Origin of the sequence: Pedobacter sp. KBW01 (assembly GCF_003852395.1) — a bacterium.
GTDB lineage: Bacteria > Bacteroidota > Bacteroidia > Sphingobacteriales > Sphingobacteriaceae > Pedobacter.
Map to the genome: position 1 here is coordinate 219924 of NZ_QAJQ01000006.1, position 24789 is coordinate 244712.

Genomic DNA, 24789 nt, shown 5'->3' on the forward strand with positions numbered 1-24789 from the left:
TAGTATAAAACTATCAATTATATTCGGTAATCGAAAATAAATTAATTTTTAACCGGTTTATTTTTTTAATGCAAACTTTAATCAACCTGGTGTTCTGTTTACATTTAACTCGTGCTCCATGTTTTTACGCTTAGTAAATCCCATTCCGTAAATAATTTAGCCTGTGTTCTTACAAGCAATCAAGTCAATCCGTATTCCTACTTCTTGAAGGGTTAAGTTATGGCTTTTTTATAAACGACTGGTACTGGCGATCGATTTTATCGAAATAAATACTAAATATACCTTGTAATGGGTATTTAGGTTAACCTGGTCTTAGCTGTATTTTTACAGGATAAACAAACTAAAAATGAAAAAGTTACTGTCCCTAATGGTATTGCTGTTTATCGCATATACAGCAAATGCCCAATCACATATTTCGAAAAGTGAATACTCCAGGTATAACTGTAGGTTTGCGCCAAAAGGCTCTAATAACGCAGAAGGCAAACTAATGTGCCCTGCTTGTGCCAAGGAAAATGAAGATGCCCGAAAAAAGAAAATTGCTGATGATAAGGCCCAATCTGAATTGGGGAAAATAAAAAATGCCAAGCTTAAGGCAGAGGCTGAGATTGCATTTAAAAAGCAAAGAGCCGAAGTTGCAGAAAGGAGCAAAGTTACTGAAGTGCATGTAACAATGGGGAAAACACCCTTAACTGCAGGTAAGACACCAGAAAAACCCGCAAAAAAGGCTCCTGTTAAACTCACAAAAGATGTTTTGTTTTTTGCCGATTACCCAGGCTCAATGTCGATGAATGGTAACCGTTTAAATTATTTTTTAAATGAAAATGGCGATACGATTTTAAAAAGCAAGGATTATTACAGCACATTTGGAGCATTTAGCGATAACAAAAACAATTTCCCTAAAAACCTGGGTATTGTGGTTTTAAATGAGGAAAATACTTTAACCAATGGAAAGACAAGAAAAATTGCTGACCTGGTTGACAGCAAAGGAAAACGGCTTTTTAAAGATAAAAGCATCAGTACGATCTTCCATTTAATGAACGATTATTTTGTGATTGGCAGAAGTAAAGATTTTGGAGAAGACTCTAGCTGGGGTTATAATTACAGGAGAATTCAGGAAGTTGATATCTACAACACTAAAACCAGGAAAACCATCACGCTGGATAAAGACCGCAGGAATGTAGAAATTTACGTGGCTTTCGATCACCGGAAACTGGAAGATGAAGGATTAAAGCCAGTGCTTTTAAGGAGATATATAAATTATGATGAAGATATATACTGCTTAAATGCAGCCGGAGAACTGGTGGTTAAAAATTATAAAAGCAGTAGATAGAAATTTAATAATCTTTGTAAAGTATATTATAAATGGCAGGATTAATCACCTTATTCCTGCCATTATGTTTTTAAGTTAATTGCGATCAGGTAAAATCATCAATCAAAAATACAAAAAGCTCTTTAGGACCATGGGCACCTAAAACCAATGTTTTTTCGATATCTGCAGTTCTGCTTGGGCCAGTAATGTTGCTGATCATGGACGGAATTTGATTGCCATATTTGTTTTTTAGTATAGCAAAAGCATCTTTAAGGTCTAAAACCAGCTGACTGGTTTTGGCAATTACAATATGGTGATGCGGAAAAATACTTAGTCTCCTGCCGGCGGCTCCCTGGTTGGTAACCATTACACTTCCGTTACGTGCAATTAGTGCCTCGCAAAGGGTAATGCCTACCTCAGCCTGTTCAAAATCTTTGTCTGTTTGATAAAAAGGAAATTCGTATTTACTTAAAAACTGCTGCAATTCTGGCTCCCAGCAGTATATTTTGCGCCATTTAAATTTATCAGCCAGCTGCAGCATGTTTTCAAAGAAGTCGATGCCATCTTCGCAGAAGATAAAATTACCCGATATGGCTGTAAGTTGTTCAGCAAACAACACTTCCAGCTCCTCTGTATTTTTTTTATACAGTTGACTTTCTTCTAAATTGGGATAAGGATTTTCACGTTTTTCTAACAGTGCTTTTCTTATCTTTTTTAGTATTTGTTCTTTCGCTGTTGTATTATCCTTCATATAAAAAAAAGCTACCCTGGTGAATAACCAGGGTAGCAAATGTAATAATTGAAATTGTTTATTTATGCTTCTACAGGAGTAATATGTCCTGGAGTGCCGCTTTCTCCCTGATTTTCGAATAAGCGTTTTCCGAAAATCTCTTCTAAATCATCTTTAAACAATACTTCTTTTTCAATTAAGATATCAGCCAATTGAACCAGCTTATCTTTGTTTTCTTCTAACAAATTAATGGCTCTTTGGTATTGACCTTCAATCAGTGTAGAAATTTCTTTATCGATTGTTAATGCAGTATCTTCTGAATAAGGTTTAGAGAAATTATATTCATTCTGACCTGATGAATCGTAATAGGTAATGTTTCCTAGTTTTTCGTTCAGGCCGTAAATGGTAACCATTGCTCTCGCTTGTTTGTTTACCTTCTCTAAATCGCTCAACGCTCCTGTAGAAATGGTATCGAACATTACCTTTTCGGCAGCCCTGCCTCCCATTGTAGCACACATTTCATCCAGCATTTGGTGCGGGCGAACAATTAAGCGCTCTTCAGGCAGGTACCAGGCTGCGCCTAAGCTCTGTCCACGTGGAACAATAGTAACTTTAACCAAAGGTGCAGCGTGCTCTAATAACCAGCTTACCGTTGCGTGACCTGCTTCGTGGATTGCAATTGCACGTTTTTCGCTTGGGGTAATAATTTTGTTTTTCTTTTCTAAACCACCTACAATCCGGTCAACAGCATCTAAGAAATCTTGTTTATCAACCGCCGATTTATTTTTTCGGGCTGCAATTAAAGCGGCTTCGTTACAAACATTGGCAATATCTGCACCTGAGAAACCAGGCGTTTGTTTGGCTAAAAATTCAGTATCTAACTCTTCCGATTTCTTTAAAGGCGTAATGTGCACTTCGAAAATTTGTTTACGCTCAATAACATCCGGTAGATCAACATAAATTTGTCTGTCGAAACGGCCAGCTCTTAATAAGGCTTTATCTAAAACATCAGCACGGTTGGTTGCGGCTAAAATAATCACGTGCGTGTTGGTGCCAAAACCATCCATTTCAACCAGAAGCTGGTTTAGGGTATTTTCGCGTTCATCGTTACCACCCATTACACCGTTTTTACCACGGGCACGGCCAATTGCATCGATCTCATCAATGAAAATGATACAAGGTGATTTATCCTTTGCTTGTTTAAAGAGGTCGCGCACACGGGATGCACCTACCCCAACAAACATTTCAACAAAATCAGACCCTGATAAAGAGAAAAACGGTACCTGAGCTTCGCCGGCAACAGCTTTAGCCAATAAGGTTTTACCGGTACCCGGCGAACCTACCAATAAAGCGCCTTTCGGGATTTTTCCACCCAGATCGGTATATTTTTTAGGGTTTTTAAGGAAATCTACAATTTCCATCACCTCAGTTTTAGCTTCTTCTAAACCGGCAACATCGTTAAACGTAATGTTTACCTGACTTTCTTTATCGAATAAGGTTGCTTTAGATTTTCCGATACTGAAAATCTGACCGCCACCGCCTGCACCACCACCCATTCTGCGCATCATGAAAATCCAGAAACCAATTAAAAGTAATACTGGTAAAATAATGCTTAAAAACCAGCTCGCTAAAGGATTGCTACGATTTTCTGAACTGAAGGTAATTGCTTTTCTGCCTGCAGGTAATGCTTTTTGCGATTCGGCTAAAGCAGCTCTTAAATCGGCAAATTTTCCACCGTAGGTAAAGTACACGGTTGGGCCACTCGACATGTTTAAAGAGCTTGTATTTTTGTAAGCTTTGTATTGTGGTTTTTTATCTAAACTGTCTTTTTTAATGTAAACCTCAGCTTTAACCAGGTCTTCTGTTTGGTAAGCTACAATCCGGTCAACGTCGCCGGTTAGTAACATCTGGCTTTCAAAAGTATCGTATTTAACTTCTTTACCACTATCGGTAGTGAATAAGAACTGGGCGGCAATAATGGCAATTATAATTGCTGCGTACACCCAGAAAATGTTAAATTTTGATCCTTTTTGGGGTTTCTTCGGGATGTTAGGTAATCTTTTTCCCTGTTTGTTGTTTTCGTTGGTATTTTGATTATCGTTCATTTGTCTTTGTCAAAATGGTTCTAAAGGTTACGCGCTTTGATAATTTGTGCTTTCCGCATCCCCCCAAAGTTCTTCTATGCCATAAAAATGGCGTTTTTCCGTCTTAAAAATGTGCACAACCACATCAAAATAATCCAGGATAATCCAATCGGCAGATTCGAAACCCTCCTTGTGTCTGGGGTCTACCTGAGTGGCTTTATATATTTCTTTTTCTACACTATCGGCAATAGCTTTTACCTGCGTGCCCGAGTTGGCACTGGCAATAATGAAATAATCAGCTACCGATGTATGGATATTTCTAAGATCTAACCGCACTATATCTTCTCCTTTTTTCTCTTGTATGCCGTGAACAGCCAACTCAGAAAGGTATGTAGAAAGGGCTACTATTTTCTTTTTTACCATTAAAATGCTTTAATTTTGGAATTACAATATTATAAATTCAACACTTGCAAAATAACACTTTTTCGACACTATTTGTTGGTCAAAATTTAATCAAATTAAAAGAAGTTGATTCTACCAATAACTTTTTAAAAGAAATGGTGTCAAAATCCGAGCCATTAGCCGAAGGTACTGTAATTATGGCAGATAATCAGTTTGCCGGAAGAGGGCAGCAGCAAAGCATTTGGCAAACGCAGGCCGGAAAAAATATCAGTACCAGCATTTACCTAAAGCCTTCATTTTTACCCCTCGATAAGCAGTTTTATCTGAATATGGCCGTTAGTTTGGCCGTTAACGAAGCATTAAGCCACTTTATTCCGGATGGGCTTAGTATCAAATGGCCTAATGACGTATATTACCGGGATAAAAAACTTGGCGGAATTTTGATCGAAAACACACTGACAGGCAGTGTAATTAAATCGGCTGTAATTGGCATTGGTTTAAATGTGAATCAGAAAGAATTTTCCGAAAATATCACTCAAAGAGCCACTTCAGTCATTCAAATTTTACAAAAGGAAACGTTTTTAATGGATATTATGGAGAAAATATTCATATTTATGGAAAAATACTACTTAATTTTGAGAGCCGGAAAGTATAGTATTTTACAAAATGATTACCTTGGCAAACTGTATAACTTTGGAGTTAGGGCGTTATATCAAATTAATGGAGCCATTTTTGAAGGTAGCATAATCGGAGTTGAAGAAAACGGCAGATTAAGGGTAGAGACTGAACAAGGCTTAAAAAGCTTCAATTTTAAAGAAATAGAATTTACACACACAAAATAAAACACACAATGAAAAAAATCTCACTGGTACTTTCAATGGTACTTTTTACCATTGCTGGTGCATTTGCGCAAATTGAAAAGCCGGTTACCTGGGCATATTTTGCAAAGAAAACCGGAAATAACGAAGCTACAATATATTTAAAAGCCACTATTGAAGACAGATGGCACATTTATTCTCAAAACGTTAAAGACGGCGGTCCGGTAAAAACTACTTTTACCTTTGCTCCTTCTAAAGATTTTAGTCTGGTTGGAAAAACAGTTGAGCCTAAGGCGATTGTAAAATACGAGAGTACTTTTAAAATGAACGTTAGTTATTTCGAAAAGTCTGTTATTTTTCAGCAAAAAATTAAGCTAAATAAAGGTACAGCCATTGCAAAAGGTAAAGTAGAATTTATGGTTTGTAACGATAAGCAATGTCTTCCGCCAGAAGAGGTTGAATTTAGCGTTCCGGTTAAATAGTTGACAACAAAATAATTACAAACAGTCCCGACAAACTCGGGACTGTTTCTTTTTAAAGTAAAATCTACGTGTGGTAAAAAGCTGTTAATAAAATTATTATTAATTTCACGGCTTCATTCAAACACACACAAAGCGCACAAATGAAAAAGGTTCTATTATTGTTATTAATGGCGGCGATGTTTATTGCACTACCGGCCATTAAAAGTTACGCACTTGTAACGCAAGATACCACAGCAACTGCCCCACCCGATGATATTGTTTTTACCGAAGTAGGATCGGCACAGGATAGTGCTGCGAATAGTCTGGTAAAAGATTCGGTTAAAAAGGATACGGTTAAAGTAGATAAAGCTGCAGCTGTTGCTAAAGATGCAGCACCAAAACAATCCTTATGGGTAACTTTTGGCTTAGGCCTGTTGGCTGGTATTGCAGCCTTTTTTCTTCCGTGTATATTTCCGATGGTTCCGCTTACGGTTGGTTTTTTTACCAAACGTGCAGAAAGCAGGGCAAAAGGAATCAGAAGTGCTATTATTTATGGCTTATCCATCATCGTAATTTACGTTGGTTTAGGTGTAATTATTACGCTGATTTGGGGTGCTAGTGCATTAAACGAGATCTCTACCGATGGATTTTTTAATATTTTCATCTTCCTGATATTGATTGTTTTCGGTGTTTCCTTTTTAGGCGCATTCGAAATTACGCTGCCAAGCTCTTTTGTTAATAAGCTCGATGCCAAATCAGATTCGAAAGGCCTGAGCGGAATCTTCTTTATGGCAGCAACTTTAGCCGTTGTTTCTTTCTCTTGTACCGGGCCGTTAATCGGAACGTCTTTAGTGGCTATTAATACAGATTTGTTAACGCCAGTGGTGGTGATGTTTGGCTTTTCGTTATCATTAGCGGTAATTTTTACTCTGTTTGCCATTTTCCCAAGCTTAATGACAGGCTTGCCAAAATCAGGCGGATGGTTAAACTCGATCAAAGTTTTTCTGGGTTTCCTTGAGCTGGGTTTATCTTTAAAATTCCTTTCAACAGCCGATTTAGCTTATCACTGGGGTATCTTAGATCGCGAAATTTTCTTAGCCATCTGGATCGTTTTAGCCTTAATTTTAGGCGTTTATTTATTGGGAAAAATTAAGTTTTCTCACGATAGTGACCTTCCGTATGTTTCGGTTCCAAGGTTATTTATTGCCACTGCTACTTTTGTTTTCGCCATTTATCTTATTCCTGGTTTATGGGGCGCGCCATTAAAAGCAGTTAGCGCTTTGGTTCCTCCCTTATCTACCCAGGATTTTGTCATTGGCCAGGATAGCGGATCAGGAGTTGGTCAAAGTACAGCTTCAAACCATCCCAAAAGAAAATATGCGGACTTTTTACACATTCCACATAATATTGATGGTTTCTTTGATTACGAAGAAGCGCTTGCTTATGCCAGGGAAGTAAAAAAACCGTTATTTCTAGATTTTACCGGCCATGGTTGTGTAAATTGCCGCGAAATGGAAGCAAGGGTTTGGTCTGATCCGAGAGTGCTTAAGAGGTTAAAAGAAGATTATATTGTTGTTTCACTCTATACAGACGATAAAACCAATTTACCAATTGCCGAACAATTTGATTCTAAAATACTGGGTACCAAAGTAAATACAGTAGGAAAGAAATTTAAACACTTGCAAGCAGAAAGATTTAATACCATTTCGCAACCATATTACGTACTTTTGGGTACCGATGAAAAGGAATTAGTTTCGCCGCCTATTGGTGTCGAATTTGATATAGACAAATATTTGCAATATCTGGATCAGGGATTATCAGAGTTTGCTAAGAAATAAACAAATGAGCAAAATTAAGAATATTGGTGTTTTAACCTCAGGTGGTGATTCGCCGGGTATGAACGCTGCAATAAGGGCCGTAGTAAGGGCCTCTATTTATTATGATATTGAAGTAACCGGGTTTATCCGTGGGTACGAAGGATTGATCAACAACGATTTTATGGCCATGGACCGTAAATCTGTGGCAAATATTATCCAACGCGGTGGTACAATCTTAAAAACTGCACGGAGCGAAGCTTTTAGAACCGTTGAAGGCCGAAAAACGGCTTACGAAAATTTAAAAGCCAAAGGGATCGATGCGCTGATTGTGATTGGTGGCGACGGAACTTTTACCGGAGCGAATATTTTTTCAAAAGAATTCGATTTCCCGGTGGTAGGATTACCAGGAACCATTGATAACGATTTGGCAGGTACTGATTTTACCATTGGTTACGATTCGGCGATTAATACTGTAATTGACGCGGTTGACCGGATCAGGGATACTGCAGAGTCGCATGACCGCCTTTTTATTGTTGAGGTAATGGGACGCGATTCGGGTTTAATTGCTTTAAGAAGTGGTATTGGCGTGGGTGCAGAAGCCATTATGATTCCGGAGGCTAATATGAATGCCGATGATATTTTGCATAAACTGGAACATAGCCGGAAAGATAAAGCATCGAAGATTATTATTGTTGCCGAAGGCGATGATACGGGCGGAGCTTTTAAGGTGGCTGAAATTTTGCAGGCCAAATACCCGCATTATGATACTAAGGTTTCGATTTTAGGCCATATTCAACGAGGAGGAAAACCAACCTGCATGGACCGCGTTTTAGCAAGCCAGTTAGGCGTTGCAGCGGTAGAAGCGCTAATTAAAGGCGAAAGTGGTGTAATGATTGGCCAGGTGAACCGTGAAATTACTTTTACGCCATTTGATCATGCCATTAAACACATCGATGCTGAGAAGGTAAGTACTAAATGGTTAAAGATGATCGACATACTGTCGTTTTAATCAAAAATATGATATAAAAGAAAAGTCTTTCCCGCACCGGAAAGACTTTCTTGTTTTTGCTTAGTTTCGCTATAAGCAAATATCTTAATCTTCTAAAATTACAGCAGTACCGTTGGCACTTACCATCAGCATACTGCCTCCGCTACCAACTGTTTCGTAATCTAAATCTACGCCAACAATAGCATTCGCTCCAAGTGCAGCCGCATATTGTTGCATTTCGTTAACAGCAGTATCTTTTCCTTCTCTTAAAACACGTTCGTAAGAGCTCGATCTCCCCCCTACAATATCAGTTATGCCTGCAAATAAATCTTTAAAAATATTTGCGCCAATAATGGTCTCTCCGGTTACTAAGCCGATATATTTTACAATTTTTCTGCCCTCAACTGTAGGCGTTGTGGTTACTAACATAGTTTCAGTTTTTTATAATTAGAATATTATCCTGCTAAAATGTTACAAAAATTTTGAACGCTCTTTTTTAAGCCGTTTCTGCATTTAGAAAAATAAATTTATGTAATCTCATCCGGTTTCGCATCACTATTAAAAAACCGATAGTTATGAAACCTTCTAAAACTCTTCTCCTCTTCTTTTTCCTTTCAATTGCATTTTTAGTGCAGGCCCAAATGCCAGTACTCAAAATTGAGCAAACAGAAAATGAAGCGCAAAAACGAGCTGTAAAGCTTAAAAAGCTAAATATCGATGTGCAAATTACCGGAAATATTGCCACTACGGTAATGACTATGACGTTTTATAACAACAGCAATCGTATACTGGAAGGTGAATTAACCTTTCCTATGCCCGAGGGTGTAAGCATTAGTCGTTACGCACTCGATATTAATGGGAAAATGCGTGAGGCTGTACCAGTTGAAAAAGCTAAGGCAACTGAGGTTTTTGAAAGTATAGAGCGTCGTAGGGTCGATCCGGGTCTTTTGGAGAAAGTAGAAGGCAATAATTTCAGGACGAGGATTTACCCCTTGCCTGCCAACGGAAGCAGAACCATTGTTGTTGGTTATGAAGAAGAGCTTAGCTTTAATAATGGAAACGCCCTACGCTACCATTTGCCTTTAAACTATAACCAGGCAGTAGAAAACTTTACGCTAAAAACTACGGTTTTTGAAAGTGTTTTAAAGCCTCATCTTAGCGAGCAACCCGAAGGCAGCTTTAATTTAAAAGCCAATGGGAACACTTATGTTGGCGAAATTAATAAAAACAACTACCAGCCAAAATATGGTTTAACGATAAATTTACCCAAGCGGAGCGATTTACCGGAAGTTCAGATGCAAAAAGCATCCAGTGGATACTACTTTTTAGTCAATGTGTTTCCGAAAACACAGAGCAGGCAACGCCAATGGTCTAACCAGATTGGTTTAATCTGGGATACCTCTTTAAGCGGTTTACAGCGTGATATTAAAAAGGAACTGGAACTTTTAGATCAGATTATCAAGAAAAAGCAAAACTTAACCATACAACTGGGTTTGCTAAACAATGGCTTTAAACAGGCCGGTAACTTTACCATTTCGAATGGGAACTGGGTCTTACTCAAAAACAAACTGGAAAATCTGGTTTACGATGGTGGTACAAATTTTAGTGCTGTAAACACGCGCGCTTTTCAGGCCGATGAATACCTGTTGTTTAGCGATGGCCTCTCAACCTTTGGCCCAAATGTAATTTCGATAAATAAACCCGTACATACTATAAATACAGCCTTAAAAGCGGATTATAGTACTTTGAAATACATCAGTCAGAAAACGGGAGGACAGTTTATAAACCTCAATGCCATTGCGGTTAATGATGCCTTTAAACAGCTTAACGAGCAGAACCTACAGTTTTTAGGGATTAAAAATGGATCGGATGTGCGTCAAACCTATCCCTCGGTACATGTTAACGTAGGCGGAAACTTTTCTTTGGCGGGAATATTAAACGGGATCAACACTGCATTTGTACTGCAGTTTGGTTACGGCAATTCAGTGGTGTCTGAGCAAGAGGTTCGTTTAAATGGCACAGAACATACTTTTAACAGCATCAATGTGAGCCGGGTTTGGGCACAGAAGAAAATTGCTGAAATGGATATCCAATACGAAGCCAACAAAGACGACATAAGCGTTTTAAGTAAACAGTTTGGCATTGTTACGCGGAATACCAGTTTAATTGTGCTCGAAAACCTCGATGATTACCTGCGCTATGATATTGTGCCGCCAGCAGAATTGCGGCAAGAATACGAGGCAGTTTTAAAACAGCGTAGAACAGCAATTCTGGAACGTAAAACGGATTTGCTTAACGCAGCTGTAGCGATGACAAAAGAATTAAAAACCTGGTGGAATACGGAGTTTAACCAGGAAATTGAGAAGAAAAAAGAAGGTTACCCTGATCCGGGACAAGCTGATATACAAGGTGATCCTACTGCCGATATTGTAGTAAATGAACTGGCTGCTACCTCGAGGAGGAACGAGGCAATCAGGGCACAAGAAGTGCGCGTTGCCCCTCCTGTTGGTGCAGCAAGAAAAGCGGCTGAACGGACAAATGAATTAAATGAAGTAGTGGTTGTGGGTTATGGTGCACAGGCAAAAAGAGCCATAACAGGCGCTGCTTTAACGCAGTTAAAAGCGAAAGAAATTGGTGGTTTTCTGCAGGGTAAGGTTGCTGGCCTAAGTGTGCAAAATACAAGCACAGTGGGGAGAGATAAACGGCCAACTATTGTTATACCAGAATTTAAGAGCGATAAAGCCTACATGAAAAATATAGTAGGAAAACCGGACAGCGCTTATCAGGCTTATTTAAAAATGCGACCAGATTATGTGTCTACACCCATGTTTTATTTTGACGTAGCCAACTGGTTTTACCAGCAAAAAGATAGTGTACGGGCTTTAACTATTTTAAGCAACATTGCCGATTTAGACCTCGAAAATTCCGATCTATATAAAACCTTGGCTTATAAACTCAAACAAACAGGTAATTATAATGAGGAGATTTTTATTACCCAAAAAGTTTTACAATGGCGGCCAATGGACGCACAGAGTTACCGCGATTATGCTTTAGCATTGGCAGATATTGGTCAGTATCAAAAGGCTTTAGATAATTTATACAAAGTATTAACACAAAGTTACAATAGCCAGATTGCCAGCAGGGATCAGGGGATTGAGGAAATTGTAATTGCTGAAATCAACAATTTAATTGCCCGCCATAGCAATAAATTAAGCACTAAAGATATTGATAAACGATTAATCCAGCCTTTACCTGTGGATGTGCGCGTGGTATTAAACTGGAATAAAAACGATACAGATATCGATTTATGGCTTACTGATCCGATGGGCGAAAAGGGTTATTATGGTAACTCAAGGACAAAAATCGGTGGCAGGATTAGTAACGATTTTACAGCGGGTTATGGCCCAGAGCAGTTTATGATTAAAAAAGCGCCCAAAGGGAAATATAAAATCGAGGTAAATTATTTTGGCGACAGGCAGATTAACATTAGCGGACCAACAACTGTAACCGCTGAGATTTATACCCAGTATGCAACTGGTAAACAGCAACGCAAGGTAATTGTAATGCCCTTAGCTGCAAACGATAGTAAGGGCAACTTTGTTGGTGAGTTTAACTTTTAAAAAGGATTACACAGATTAAATGATTATACTGATTGGATAGCCTTTCAATTATGTCGTCGTTTCGACTATCGCATAGCGAAATCTAGAACGAGATTTCCTGCCGTAATCGAAATGACGGTTTTTGATATAGCTTAAAGTAATAAACCCGCCACCTCTTCCCAAGTGTTTACGCGCTCATATTGGGTAATGAGTAAATTGTGTGGCGAGGTGAACAAAAGCGGCCGGCCTTTAAAGCCTACAAAATTTTTAATGCGGTCGTCGATCAGGATATCTACCTCCACAATTTTGTTTCCACAGAACATAAGGTGCTGCCAATCAATAAAGGGGAAATGCTCGGCCATCCAGTCGTATTTATCAACCAGCGAATTGCGGAATTCCATAGCCGCCGAAACAATATAGACATCGTATTTTTCTTGCAGGGCCTTAATTACCCGCTGGCTATCGGCAATTACTTCCATATCGCGAAAAAAGCCAGGTTCGTTAATGTACTCGAACCATTTTTGGTTAACTTCATGCGGAACATGATGGTAAATTTCATTTCCAGCAGCTATTTTCAAATCGAGCGGTACGTTGTAATCGCGGTTATACAGTTTAATAAATTTTCCGAGGGCGTCGGCAATTACCTCGTCCATATCAATCGCAATTCTTTTCATTTTGTATCAGCAAATATTTTGATCGTAAATATCCAGAAAACAAATAAATTAAAGTATGTTTTTAATTTACAGTATTTTAGTTATCTTTGCAGCCCCGCAGCATGCAGCTCCGGGAACTATGTTGAATACATAAATACAAAAAGAAATGGCAACTAAAATCAGATTGCAAAGATTCGGTAAAAAAGGTAAACCTTTTTTCCACGTTGTGGTAGCAGATTCTCGCTCTCCACGTGATGGTAAATTTATTGAGCGTTTAGGTTCATACAACCCAAACACTAATCCTGCTACTATCGAAATTAACTTCGAAAAAACTTTAGCTTGGGTAAACAGTGGTGCAGAACCAACTGATACAGCTCGTGCAATCCTTTCTTACAAAGGTGTTTTATACAAAAAACACTTAGAAGGTGGTGTTAAAAAAGGTGCTTTAACTCAAGAACAAGCTGACGAAAAATTTGCAGCATGGTTAGATGCTAAAGCTGGTAAAATCTCTGGTAAAACAGAAGGTTTAGCTACTTCTAAAGCAGATGCGCGTAAAGCAGCATTAGCAGCAGAAGCTAAGAAAAAAGAAGAAAAAGCAGCAGCAATCGCAGCTAAAAATGCACCAGTTGCAGAAGAGGTTGTTGAAGAAGAAGCTCCAGCTGTTGAGGCTGAAGCAACTGAAGAAGCTCCTGCAGCAGAAGCTACTAAAGAAGAAGGAGCAGAATAATTTAATTATTCCGTTTCAAAAAATAGCGTTCCGGATTCGGAACGCTATTTTTATTAATACCCCTTTCCCCTAAAGGGGGGTGTTAATAAGTCCCCTTTAGGGGATTTAGGGTGATTATGAAACACGAAGAAGCATTTTACGTTGGTTACGTTACAAAAACAAGAGGTTTAAAAGGAGAAGTTCAGGTATTTTTCGAATTCGACGAATACGAACAGCTCGATTTTGATGTGGTTTTTGCTGATATGAACGGCAAACTGGTGCCTTACTTCGTGGCATCGGCAAAGCTGCAGGCCAATAAAACAGGTTATTTTAACTTCGATGATGTTGATCACATTGATAAAGCTCAGCCGCTGCTAAAAAAGAAATTATATCTACCAATTGCGCAGATGCCTGAGCGCGATGAAAACGAATTCTTTTATACCGATTTAAAAGGCTTTATGGCTATTGATGAAGCCCTTGGCGAACTGGGTGAGATTTTGGAGGTTAATGAATACCCTCAACAGTTTGTAGCTACCGTGCTTTATCAGGAGACAGAAATTCTTTTCCCTTTAAATGAAGATTTTATCGTTGAAATTGATGATGAGGAAAAGATTTTAACACTCGATTTACCTGAAGGCTTGCTTGATGTTTATTTAGAGAAATAAGCAAGACCGAAACTTTTTAAGCAGAATTTTCGTTTTACCTCTTATGAGGTGTTTGTCTGTTTTAATAATTGCTGTACTACTCATTTTAGGCTGCAACCGTAAAGAAAATAAAACCGCACATACTGCAAAAGCGAATGAGGCAAGTCAGCGGGATTCAATTGAAGCCGTGGGTTTAAAAGCATTAACCGCTTTGCAAGCCAAAGATTACGATGCTTTTGCCGCACTTTTTCATCCCATAGATGGCGTGCGTTTCTCTCCATATGGCTTTATCGACCCAACCCACAAACAAGTGCTGGCCAAAGACTTTCTTGAAGCCATAAGCCGGAACTGGATTTTAACCTGGGGCCACGTTGACGGAAGCGGCGAGCCCATTAAAATCAGGGTCAAAACCTATATCGACAAATTTATTTACAACGCAGGCTATTTGCATGCCCCGCAGAAAAGTTTCGATATGGTTATAGGTAAGGGCAATTCGATTGATAACCTGAAGGATACCTACCCTCAACTTCATTTTACAGAGTATTATTTTAAAGGCTTTGATGAAAAATACAGAGGCCTCGATTGGACCAGCTTGCGATTTGTTTTTAAAAAATATAACAATGCCTATTATCTGGTTGCCGTTATTCACGATCAATGGACAGTTTAAAAACAGCTAATTAACCGTTTCCTTTATGGAAATTGCCGTAATCTGCATCATAACTTTAAATCCGCTGTTATGATCAGAAAATTATACCTCTCATTTTTACTCTTTACAGTATTTGGCACAGCCGTAAATGCCCAGAAAGCCACTGTTGTAGAAATTGAAAAACTATCTCCTCCAGAAAAATTACTAAAAGAAACCGCCGCAAAAGATTTGCCGGATTTATATCGCAGTGCGTTCGAAAAAATGTCTCCATTGCCCGATAGTCTTGTCTTTTATCAGGATCATCCCTTTTTAACCGGCTTTTTTAACGCTTATAAAGATCACAGGCCTGTAGTTTTATCGCCTGATATGATTTGGTTACTCATCAGTCAAGGGTTTGCAAGGCATATCGATAACAACAGGGAGGCTTTAAGGCGTAAACTGGTTAATTTTGAAGGGCGTAAAGTGCTAACCGTAATGGCTAATGATATCAAGCTAGGTAACGCAAATAGCAACTGGGAAGCACTTTTTCCACAGTTTAATCAGCAAATAAGTCTGTTTACCGGAAAGAAGTTTGTTAAAAATCTAACAGCAGATTTTAGCACCACCACTCCTACCACTAAAATTGCATCAGAAATTACCTTGATGGAAGGAATGAGATCATATTTTGTATACCAGGTTATTTTGATTAGCTGCGGTATCCCCAGGGTAACGATAGAAGGAACTGTGGAGGACTGGGAAAAAGTGCTCCAAAAAATAAAATTTATTAAACAGTACGATTTAAGCTGGTGGACAACAGAACTCGAACCCATTGTAAAAGAAATTATCCAGGCCAAAAAAGGCAAGCCGAATAACGAGTTTTGGATGAATATGATTAAAGTGCATACCACCAAAGCTTATGGTACCGTTAACACTATAGATGGCTGGATTACAAAACTTTTTCCTTACAATAAAAAGGGATTAAAAACCAATTTCAAGCCCATTTCTGATATTGGTGGCCTGGCACCGGAGCTGGTAAAGGTTCCGTTTATATTAGAAGATAAAGTAACCAGGAAGACATACAACATGGAGTTCTGGGCGGGGTTTGTAGGCCTTAGGCAAAACAAAAATGATTTTTCATTAAAGCCAGAAATTGGCTGGGCAATTAGCTCATCAGTAGAAGGCGGAGCTACCATGAGCAAATCTGATGCGCTGAGCGTTTATAACATTACAGAGATACCCAACGAAGTGTATGCTGCTAAAAATCTGCGTGTGCTCGAACTCAGCTTTAAAAACCAGATTAAAATACCGGATCAGCTGGCCGAGATCAGTATTTTAACACTCAAGTTGCACGGTAATATAACCGAAGAAGAAGAAAAGCGGATATTTAAGCTTTTTCCAAAAACGCAGATTATTATCAATGATAAAGGGCCGGAACTGAAAGTAGTAAAAGGGATCAGGTAAAAATCTACTTTGGTTTAAAGACTTCAGACTAAAGACTTACCTTTGCGCTATGCGTTTCGATATTATAACTGTTTTACCCGCCCTATTGGAAAGTCCTTTTGCCCATTCTATACTGCACCGCGCACAGAAAAAAGGGATTGCCGAAATTGTGGTACATAACTTACGTGATTATGCTACCAATAAGCAAAAAAGTGTAGATGACTATCAGTATGGTGGTGGAAGTGGTATGGTTATGAGTATTGAACCTTTTGCTGCCTGTATTGAAAAACTTCAGGCAGAGCGCGAGTACGATGAAATTATTTTCATGAGCCCCGATGGTGTTACCTTAAATCAAAGCACGGCTAACGAGCTTTCCATTAAGAAAAACATCATTATCCTGTGCGGGCATTATAAAGGCATAGATCAGCGTATCAGAGATATATTTGTAACCAGAGAAATCTCTGTTGGCGATTATGTTTTAAGTGGCGGTGAGCTTCCTGCAGCCATTGTAGTAGATGCCGTCGTACGCTTAATTCCTGGCGTATTAAACGATGAAACATCGGCCTTATCCGATAGTTTTCAGGGAGAATTACTTGATGCCCCCGTATACACCCGCCCGGCCGATTGGCGCGGACATAAAGTGCCCGATGTTTTGTTAAGCGGACACGAAGCGAAGGTAAACGAATGGAGGCACGAACAAGCCCTTGAACGAACTAAAATACGTCGCCCCGATTTGCTTGAATAAGTAGAGCGATATTTCTACGCGGGAAAAATACCCTTTAGTGGGTATTTCGTACTTCCTTGTGTCCTACTATTTTAGCAGATAGAAAGCCGGTTATATTTCAAAAGTGGATTTCTATCTTTTGGATTAAGCAGTGCGAACGGAAAACAGAGAATTTGTTGTAAATAAGCGGGCGATGTGGTATTTTAGGAGACTTGCGTTCAACCTCCTTTTATGCCAAAACAGATCGTTATTTGCGATGACCATTTACTTTTTTTAAATGGCATTTCAGAATTGCTTAAAAATACCGGAAACGACTATTGCATTTTCAAATTTAGCGATGTGCACTCCTGCAGGCAACATTTAATGCAACACACTGCCGATGTTTTTATATGTGATTTAAACATTAACCATAGTGATGGTTTTTTGCTGCTGGAGGAACTAAAATCTCAGTTAAAAAATACGAAAACGATTATCCTAACAGCTTATTATGAAGATTTTCTAATTCAAAAGGCGAAAAAATTGGGCGTTGATGCTTTTCTGAAGAAAGAAACACCGGCCGAAGAGCTGATTGAGATCATAGAATCAGGTAAAAACAAGGAGTTTTATACCAATAAGAATTATAAGAACGGAAATAGTGTGTACAGCACTATTGATAATCCGATTATCAATAAATTCAGGATCTCTAAACAGGAGAAAGAAATTATTAAATTAATTATTAAAGGACTTACAAGTAAAGAAATTGCTGATGTGCTGTTTATCAGTATAACAACTGTTACCACCCACCGGAAAAATATCCACCGGAAACTGGAAATCAGCAACAGCAGTTCGCTCATCAAATTTGCTCATGAGAATAATCTACTTTCTTAGCCTTCTGCTATGCTCTTATTGCTCATGCGCACAAAACCTCAATAAACAACTCTCTATCTCATCTGGTTACGCTGTAGATACAAGTTCTGCCTGGAGTCAGGGTAATCTTCAGTCGCAGCAACTTTACCCTTTTAAGCCGCACCAAACGGTTAATATCGGTTACAATAAAAACGCAGCAGTATGGTGCAGGTTTGTGCTTAAAAATAAAAGTGCGTCACAATGGATAAAAACCTGGTTGTGTTTTAATAACAACCATATCGATAGCCTTACGCTTTACGATGCTGCGGCAACCAAAACCATTGGCGATAGAACAGCCAGCCAAAGCCCTTTTATCGAAACACTGGCATTTGAGCTTAATTTGCAGCCTAATGAGGAGAAAACAATTTGGGTAAGGGTAAAAAAAGTGACCTCTTATCTAGATTTCGCTTATAGTTTAGAGAGCCAGACTGATCTGGAAGCCAGGTCATCGCGCAAAATAGCCCTAACCTCTTTTTTTCTAGGCATTGTTTTTTTGCTGCTCATGATTAATGGAATCTTGTTTTTCATGACCAAAAACCGGTCGTACCTCTACTACATAGCCTATTCTATACTCACGGCCTGTTATGCTGCCATTACCACCAATTTTGCCAAGTACATTATGTTTCCGCAGTTTCGGTTCTTTAGCGAAGGTAGGGTTTACGTTGGGGCGCTTTGGTATATCGCACTCAGTTTTTTTCTAGACCATTTTTTAAAATTGCGGAAAAATCAACCCATTAAGCATAAAATTGTAATTGCGTTCAATTGTATTAATTTTTCGCTGATTTTGATTTCAATTTCGCTGCTTGTGCTTTACCCGGATGTTGAATTCCACTATTTTTTTATACTGGGTTATATCGTATTTCTGGCTTCAATTGTTTTACTGTTCATTTCGGCACTATCGCATGTAAAAATCGAAAGAATGCAGGGTATTTATGCTTTGTTTGCCTTTTTGCCACAGCTTATTTGGGGCGCCAGCCTCATTTTAAAAACTTTCGAAATTATTCCATACGCAATGGGTGGTAACTGGATGTTGTTTATCAGTCTTTACGAGGTGTTTTTGTTTGGCTATGTACTATCCAGAAATTACATTGATATCTTTTTGAAGAACAATGAGCTGATGCAGGAAATTATTTTCGAAAAAGAGAGCTCCCTAAAAACGATCAGTGAAGTTCAGTTGCGTGAGCGCAGAAATATTGCCAATATTATTCATGATAGAGTGGGCAGTAAAATTGCTTACATCATGCATCTTTTTGATATGGAGAATACCAAACTGGCCAAACAAACCATTGGCGAGCTGGCCGAAGATATCAGAGATATTTCGCATAAAATCCTTCCAAAAGCACTTGATGACGGCGCACTGGTGGCCAGTTTACAAAGCCAACTCAAAACCTTAAATGCAGGTTTAACAGATACCAAAATTGAGCTTTTTTGTTATGATTTTCCAGAGAAAGTACATGAGCCCTGGGTTTACGATTTATACCTGATTTCGCTCGAAATTATCAATAATGCGATAAAACACGGTCAGAGTGCTCTAATTACCCTCGAATTTTACCAATATAGCAGGCACTATCATTTTCAGTTTGTAGATGACGGAATTGGTTTTAATATGCAGCAGATCAACAAAGGTTTCGGGTTGGAGAATATCGAAAAACGGATTCACTATTATGATGGCAACTTCGAAATTAACAGTGTTAAAAATGAAGGCACCATTATTCAGATTAATATTCCGACCTAAATTTTAATGCCATTTCTCTTTGTGATATACCCTTTATTGGGTATTTAAACCTGTTAGTCCTTCATGTATCTTGGTTGCAATAAAATCTTAATCAGATAAACATGAGACATTTATTTACAACAGTATTTTTAAGCGTATTGGTTATTGTGGCCAATGCCCAAAATATAGTACCCAAGCGAAACGCCAGTGGGAAATATGGATTTATAGACAAAAGCGGGAAAGAGGTAGTTCCTTTTAAATACGATGATGCTGGATATAATTTTGAAGACGGCATAATAAAGGTTAAGCTGAATGCCAAATATGGCTTTATTGATGAAACCGGAAAGGTTGTAATTCCTATTATTTACGATGAGGTTCGTGGTTTATCCGAAGGCTTAATCGGTGCCTTAATTAATGGAAAATTTGGCTTTATAGACAAGGCTGGCAAAACAATAATCGCTTTCAAGTATGATTACGGAACTTACTTCAAAGAAGGCTTTACACCAGTTGAAAATGGTAAAAAATCGGGCTACATAGATAAAAACGGTAAGGAAATCACATCCTTAAAATACGATGTTGCTTTTGATTTTCATGAAGGTATTGCCAAGGTTAGATTAAACGAAAAGTATGGATTTATAGATAATACAGGGAGAGAAATTACAACTTTAAAATATGAAGATGGAAATAACTTTAAAAATGGCTTTGCCAGTGTTAAACTGAAAGATAAATGGGGTTTTATTGATAAAACAGGCAAAGAAATTACCAGGTTTAAATACGATTATGCAAAAGATTTTTCGGATGGGGTTGCTCCTGTTGAAAAGAATAAACTCTATGGCGCCATTGATAAAAACGGAAACGAAATTATTCCTTTCAAGTATCGGTTCATAGCTGATTTTGTGGATGGTTTGGCCAAAGCCGGGCTTAATGGAAGAGAAGGGTTTATAAACCGAACCGGTGAGGAAGTTATCCCCATTAAGTACGATGCAGTAGGCGAATTTAAAAATGGAGCAGCTATTTTTAGATTAAATGGCAGATGGGGATCGTTTGATAAAACGGGAAAAGAAATTACAAAATAATCATGTGTAACACTTAATTAAATGTATATGAAAACTTTAACACTAGCGCTTTTTTTATTGTATGGATCTTTTGCCTTTGGACAATTAAAAACGGATAATAATAAACTGGTGCTTATACAGGACATTTTTAATAAAACAACCAAGGATAACATCAACGCTTTTATGAAAGGCAAGGGCTTTGAAAAAGGAGATGTAGAAGAAGGAGAAGATGATATTAAAGAAATATATGCCTTCAGTTCGAAAATCGATCTGATCGAGATCTCTTATGGCAAAAACAATAAAATTAGTAGTGTTATTTGTATTTTTTCAGGCGCGATTAATACTCCTTTTATCGAAATTGAACTAAAAAATAACGGATATAGTGCTAAATTAACCAAGCAAACTATAAATGGGCAACCAATAAGTAAAAATATCTGGAGCAAATCTGGCGATAAGTTTAATTTTGTAACTTATTCTGATGAAGCAGAAAAAATTGGTGTATTAGGTTATGGACTCTATAAGTAATATTCTCAGCAAGCTTATTTGTACGTAGTAAAATTAGTCTGAAGTATCGATTAGTTTATAATATTTTGGTGTTATATTTTGTAAAAGGCTGGCGAATAAGCGCTCTCCGGACCTTTTGGAATAGAAGCATTTAACACAATCGAATGTGGATTTCATAAAGATTGTGGAAAAAATTAAAATAGGTTTTTTTATATCAAAAAAAATCCCTAATATTGCAATCCGATTTTCAAGGTAAAGAAAGTTGGTTTAATAGCTTAAAATCATGGATTTAGTAAAATTTGTTGAAGAGCAGGCCATCGCGAAAAAAGATTTTCCTGCGTTCAAGTCTGGCGATACAGTGAGCGTACACTATAAAATTCGCGAAGGTAATAAAGAACGTGTTCAAATTTACCAAGGTGTTGTAATACAACGTAACAGTGCAGGTGCTAACGAAACCTTCACCGTACGTAAAATGAGCAACGGCGTTGGCGTTGAGCGTATTTTCCCTTTTAATTCTCCGAACATCGAGAAAGTAGAAGTGAATAGCTATGGTAAAGTGCGTAGAGCTAAATTGTTCTATTTACGTGCTTTAACTGGTAAAGCTGCTCGTATCAAATCTTTGAGAAAATAATATTCTTTATTATAAGATACAGCCTTCACGATTAATTTCGTGGAGGTTTTTTTGTTTATACCTTTGTTAAATGTTAGATTCAGCTTTTTTCGACCAGGTTTTTTGGGGCAATACCGTAAAGGCCTACTTCCTTTTTGGCGGCATACTTTTTTTAGGTTTAATATTTAAAAGGATCGTTTCGAGGCTATTAAGTCGCTTGCTGTTTAAGCTTTTCCGTAGCTTTTCAAGCCAATCGCACAACGATGCTTTTGTGGCTCTGCTCATCAGGCCTATTGAGGTTTTTATCCTCTTAACTACACTTTACCTTTCTATTAATCAGTTAAAACACCCTTTAGAAGTAACAGTATTCCATTACAGTAAACTCATTGGCAAGGTTAAAGAGCAGATTCCGGTAACCATCGGTGATTGTATAGACAGGATATTCCTTTTTATGATTATCCTTTCCATTTTCTGGATCATTTTAAGGATAATCGATTTTATCAGTCACGTATTGCTCTACAAAGCATCGTTAACCGAAGATAAAGCCGACGACCAGTTGGTGCCTTTCCTGAAAGAGCTTTTTAAAACCATTGTTATTTTTATCGGCTTTTTTACCCTGCTTGGCTTCGTTTTCGAAGTAAATGTGCTTACCCTGATTACTGGTTTAGGTATTGGCGGTATCGCGATTGCACTGGCTGCAAAAGAAAGTTTAGAGAACCTTATCGGATCGTTTACTATCTTTTTGGATAAACCTTTTACGGTTGGAGACCTTGTAAAAGTTGATGGTGTAGAAGGAACGGTAGAAAAAGTGGGGTTTAGAAGCACGAGGATCAGAACGTCAGAAAAAACGATGGCAACCATTCCCAATCGCGGGATGATTGATGGTGTGCTGGAAAATTTATCGTTGCGGAACTCGCGTAAGGTATCTTTTATTATTGGCCTTACGTACGAAACCAACTCAACATCGCTGCGGAAAATCATTACCGAAATAGAAAGTTATATTAACAGCCATAAGGGCACCAGCGACGATGGAAATGCCTCTTTTAAAAGCTTTGGCGACTCAGGTTTAAACGTAGAGGTAAATTACTTTGTAACGGAGCTCAATTACTCCGAATTCCTTCAAATCAGGCAGGAAATTAACCTCGAGATAATGGATATCGTAATGCGCAATAAATCTGATTTCGCCTACCCTACGCAACGGTTGATTAGTGACAGGGTGGTTTCGCAGGGCGATAATACGGAGGTTGGCAACGATACGACGGATTAAAAATCCTCAGGTCGCGATTACAAATCGTGACCAACACAAAATCTTTGTCATGGAAAGTGTCTTCACGAGCCATAATGTTTACAATAATAAGTAAAGCATAAAGTTATTAGAAAAGCAAGGAGAGTGCTGCTATTGAAGTTTGTTCCTGCTATTCGCTCCAAGTCCTCGCTGCGCTGCGGGCTTTTTGCTACTATCAGGTTTACAAGGCAAAGCCTGGGTTTCAAACCGGTAAGCAAAATAAAAAAGGATACAAAAAAGCCGGTTCAGCAAATCCTGAACCGGCTTTTTAATGCGTTATAAGTTTATGGTTTAGCTTAAAGTAGCCAGGGTTGTTATTCCCCCTTTAACCACCTGGTTAAGCTCTACATTAACTTTAGTGCCTACTGGAAGAAACACATCAACTCGCGAGCCAAATTTAATAAAACCAAATTGTTCTGTTTGTACCACTTGGTCGCCTTCTTTTACGTACCATACAATCCGGCGTGCTAATGCACCCGCAATTTGACGGAACAATACCGGAGTACCGTTTTTATGTTCTACAACCGTAGTTGTACGCTCATTCTCTGTAGAAGATTTTGGGTTCCAGGCTGCAAGGTATTTGCCCGGGTGATATTTAAAGAATTTAACCACACCCGAGATAGGGTTACGGTTAATGTGCACATTAATTGGCGACATAAAGATTGACACCTGTAAACGTTTATCTTTAAAATATTCGCCTTCTTCCGTCTCTTCAATTACTACAACTTTACCATCTGCCGGGCAAATAACCAGGTTTTCGCCTGATGAAAAGCTGCGGCTGGGATTACGGAAAAACTGCAGAACAATGATAAACAAGGCGGCAGAAAAAATGTAAACAAACCAGCGTAACCAGGTTATGTCATGGTATTTATAATCAACAATTGCGTTGATAACAAAAATAAACAATATGCTTATGGCGATAGTGGTGTAGCCTTCTTTGTGTATGGTCATTGTAGTGCGAATTATTGCGCAAAGGTGCGAAAAATAAATTAATACAATCTAAAAATTATACCTCAGTAGCCCGGTAAATATCGTTCAGGTTTCTGCCAAGTCCGTTATAATCCAGTCCGTAGCCAACAACAAACTCGTTGGGTATCTCAAAGCCCACATATTCAAGTGCTTCTATTTCGTACTGCAATGCACTTGGTTTAAGTAAAAGCGTACTTACTTTTACCGATGCGGGTTTCTTTTCTTTAATGGTTTTTAAAATGTGGGTTAAGGTTAGACCCGTATCTACAATATCTTCTACAATAATCACATCACGGCCTGAAATATCTTCCGGTAATCCAATTAGTTCTTTCACCTTACCAGAGCTTGATGTGCCTTGGTATGAGGCTACACGCATAAAAGCAATTTCGCAGGGAACAGTAATTTCTTTAATCAGATCGGCCATAAATAAAAAGCTACCGTTTAATACCCCAATAAATAAAGGGCATTTTCCTTCGTAATCTACATTCATCTGGATGCCCAGCAAGCGAATCCTTTTGTTTATGGTGTCATTTTCTAAAAAAATCTCGAATTCTTTATCCTCTACTTTTATTTTGTGCATACTGCTTTGTTGTTGTTTGAAAAGTGTTTTAATGTTGGAAGGCTGTAATGTTATTGCAGGTCATTGCTTTACTGTTCGATTGTTAGCAGAAATGGTTGGTCGTATAAATCGGCTAACCGGTTAATTATTTGAGCAACTGCCAATTGTAAGCTGTGAACCGGTAACTCAACTCCAGCCTCCAAACTCC

General features: G+C 38.3%; 24 protein-coding genes. 17 read left to right on the plus strand and 7 right to left on the minus strand.

The genetic code is table 11. The features are described from left to right. Nucleotides 1–346: 346 nt before the first annotated feature. A complete protein-coding gene (locus DBR40_RS06670; RefSeq protein ID WP_124558969.1) occupies nucleotides 347–1330 on the plus strand; it encodes a hypothetical protein in 984 nt (327 codons plus the stop codon). Between the two features lie 85 nt (nucleotides 1331–1415). Here the strand turns inward: DBR40_RS06670 and DBR40_RS06675 are convergent, their stop codons facing one another. The 3 genes from DBR40_RS06675 to rsfS all read right to left on the minus strand — a co-directional run bounded on the left by DBR40_RS06675 (nucleotide 1416) and on the right by rsfS (nucleotide 4546). Beyond that, nucleotides 1416–2060: a lactate utilization protein C gene (locus DBR40_RS06675; protein ID WP_124558970.1), complete on the minus strand. Its 645-nt coding sequence runs from the start codon at nucleotides 2058–2060 to the stop codon at nucleotides 1416–1418. Nucleotides 2061–2122: 62 nt separating this feature from the next. Beyond that, on the minus strand, nucleotides 2123–4144 hold the full coding sequence (gene ftsH / locus DBR40_RS06680) for an ATP-dependent zinc metalloprotease FtsH (protein WP_124558971.1): 2022 nt from the start codon (nucleotides 4142–4144) through the stop codon (nucleotides 2123–2125). Nucleotides 4145–4171: 27 nt separating this feature from the next. Beyond that, complete coding sequence (gene rsfS / locus DBR40_RS06685; RefSeq protein WP_039474075.1) at nucleotides 4172–4546, minus strand: ribosome silencing factor; 375 nt, start codon at nucleotides 4544–4546, stop codon at nucleotides 4172–4174. 44 nt (nucleotides 4547–4590) lie between these two features. On the opposite strand from rsfS, the gene DBR40_RS06690 reads away from it, so the two are divergent. The 4 genes from DBR40_RS06690 to pfkA all read left to right on the plus strand — a co-directional run bounded on the left by DBR40_RS06690 (nucleotide 4591) and on the right by pfkA (nucleotide 8630). Continuing rightward, a complete protein-coding gene (locus DBR40_RS06690; RefSeq protein WP_124558972.1) occupies nucleotides 4591–5367 on the plus strand; it encodes a biotin--[acetyl-CoA-carboxylase] ligase in 777 nt (258 codons plus the stop codon). Nucleotides 5368–5375: 8 nt separating this feature from the next. Continuing rightward, a complete protein-coding gene (locus DBR40_RS06695; protein ID WP_124558973.1) occupies nucleotides 5376–5825 on the plus strand; it encodes a protein-disulfide reductase DsbD domain-containing protein in 450 nt (149 codons plus the stop codon). Nucleotides 5826–5965: 140 nt separating this feature from the next. Next, entirely contained in the window at nucleotides 5966–7642 is a 1677-nt protein-coding gene (locus tag DBR40_RS06700) for a protein-disulfide reductase DsbD family protein (protein WP_124558974.1), read from the plus strand. Nucleotides 7643–7646: 4 nt separating this feature from the next. Then, nucleotides 7647–8630, plus strand: coding sequence for a 6-phosphofructokinase (gene pfkA, locus DBR40_RS06705; protein ID WP_124558975.1), 984 nt, complete (start codon nucleotides 7647–7649; stop codon nucleotides 8628–8630). Between the two features lie 84 nt (nucleotides 8631–8714). On the opposite strand, the gene DBR40_RS06710 is transcribed toward pfkA, so the two are convergent. After that, on the minus strand, nucleotides 8715–9038 hold the full coding sequence (locus DBR40_RS06710; RefSeq protein WP_025141635.1) for a heavy metal-binding domain-containing protein: 324 nt from the start codon (nucleotides 9036–9038) through the stop codon (nucleotides 8715–8717). 146 nt (nucleotides 9039–9184) lie between these two features. On the opposite strand from DBR40_RS06710, the gene DBR40_RS06715 reads away from it, so the two are divergent. Then, nucleotides 9185–12229 carry a VIT domain-containing protein gene (locus DBR40_RS06715; RefSeq protein ID WP_124558976.1) on the plus strand — a complete coding sequence of 1015 codons (3045 nt, stop codon included), beginning with the start codon at nucleotides 9185–9187 and terminating at the stop codon, nucleotides 12227–12229. Between the two features lie 131 nt (nucleotides 12230–12360). Here DBR40_RS06715 and DBR40_RS06720 read toward each other — a convergent pair whose 3' ends face one another. Next, nucleotides 12361–12882 carry a 5' nucleotidase, NT5C type gene (locus DBR40_RS06720; protein WP_166208103.1) on the minus strand — a complete coding sequence of 174 codons (522 nt, stop codon included), beginning with the start codon at nucleotides 12880–12882 and terminating at the stop codon, nucleotides 12361–12363. Between the two features lie 145 nt (nucleotides 12883–13027). Here DBR40_RS06720 and DBR40_RS06725 point away from each other — a divergent pair, with 145 nt between their 5' ends. The 11 genes from DBR40_RS06725 to DBR40_RS06775 all read left to right on the plus strand — a co-directional run bounded on the left by DBR40_RS06725 (nucleotide 13028) and on the right by DBR40_RS06775 (nucleotide 23035). Further along, nucleotides 13028–13588, plus strand: a complete 561-nt coding sequence (locus DBR40_RS06725; protein ID WP_124558977.1) for a 30S ribosomal protein S16 — start codon at nucleotides 13028–13030, stop codon at nucleotides 13586–13588. Nucleotides 13589–13704: 116 nt separating this feature from the next. After that, entirely contained in the window at nucleotides 13705–14232 is a 528-nt protein-coding gene (rimM, locus tag DBR40_RS06730; RefSeq protein WP_124558978.1) for a ribosome maturation factor RimM, read from the plus strand. A 52-nt stretch (nucleotides 14233–14284) separates the two neighbouring features. Further along, a complete protein-coding gene (locus DBR40_RS06735) occupies nucleotides 14285–14878 on the plus strand; it encodes a hypothetical protein (protein ID WP_124558979.1) in 594 nt (197 codons plus the stop codon). Between the two features lie 69 nt (nucleotides 14879–14947). After that, a complete protein-coding gene (locus DBR40_RS06740; protein ID WP_124558980.1) occupies nucleotides 14948–16297 on the plus strand; it encodes a DUF4419 domain-containing protein in 1350 nt (449 codons plus the stop codon). A 49-nt stretch (nucleotides 16298–16346) separates the two neighbouring features. Continuing rightward, a complete protein-coding gene (gene trmD / locus DBR40_RS06745) occupies nucleotides 16347–17021 on the plus strand; it encodes a tRNA (guanosine(37)-N1)-methyltransferase TrmD (protein ID WP_124558981.1) in 675 nt (224 codons plus the stop codon). Between the two features lie 210 nt (nucleotides 17022–17231). After that, entirely contained in the window at nucleotides 17232–17867 is a 636-nt protein-coding gene (locus DBR40_RS06750) for a response regulator (protein WP_124558982.1), read from the plus strand. Next, a complete protein-coding gene (locus DBR40_RS06755; protein WP_124558983.1) occupies nucleotides 17845–19620 on the plus strand; it encodes a 7TM diverse intracellular signaling domain-containing protein in 1776 nt (591 codons plus the stop codon). Before DBR40_RS06750 ends, DBR40_RS06755 begins: the two co-directional genes overlap by 23 nt. A gap of 101 nt (nucleotides 19621–19721) precedes the next feature. After that, nucleotides 19722–20675 (plus strand): WG repeat-containing protein, encoded by a 954-nt coding sequence (locus DBR40_RS06760; RefSeq protein ID WP_124558984.1) that lies wholly within the window; start codon nucleotides 19722–19724, stop codon nucleotides 20673–20675. 27 nt (nucleotides 20676–20702) lie between these two features. Continuing rightward, a complete protein-coding gene (locus DBR40_RS06765) occupies nucleotides 20703–21179 on the plus strand; it encodes a hypothetical protein (protein ID WP_124558985.1) in 477 nt (158 codons plus the stop codon). A 262-nt stretch (nucleotides 21180–21441) separates the two neighbouring features. Further along, complete coding sequence (gene rplS / locus DBR40_RS06770) at nucleotides 21442–21789, plus strand: 50S ribosomal protein L19 (protein WP_039474107.1); 348 nt, start codon at nucleotides 21442–21444, stop codon at nucleotides 21787–21789. A 70-nt stretch (nucleotides 21790–21859) separates the two neighbouring features. After that, complete coding sequence (locus DBR40_RS06775) at nucleotides 21860–23035, plus strand: mechanosensitive ion channel family protein (protein ID WP_124558986.1); 1176 nt, start codon at nucleotides 21860–21862, stop codon at nucleotides 23033–23035. Nucleotides 23036–23344: 309 nt separating this feature from the next. Here DBR40_RS06775 and DBR40_RS06780 read toward each other — a convergent pair whose 3' ends face one another. Both DBR40_RS06780 and hpt read right to left on the minus strand, forming a co-directional pair. Next, nucleotides 23345–24004 carry a phosphatidylserine decarboxylase family protein gene (locus DBR40_RS06780; protein WP_124558987.1) on the minus strand — a complete coding sequence of 220 codons (660 nt, stop codon included), beginning with the start codon at nucleotides 24002–24004 and terminating at the stop codon, nucleotides 23345–23347. A gap of 55 nt (nucleotides 24005–24059) precedes the next feature. Further along, on the minus strand, nucleotides 24060–24602 hold the full coding sequence (gene hpt, locus DBR40_RS06785) for a hypoxanthine phosphoribosyltransferase (RefSeq protein ID WP_124558988.1): 543 nt from the start codon (nucleotides 24600–24602) through the stop codon (nucleotides 24060–24062). Nucleotides 24603–24789 lie beyond the last annotated feature (187 nt).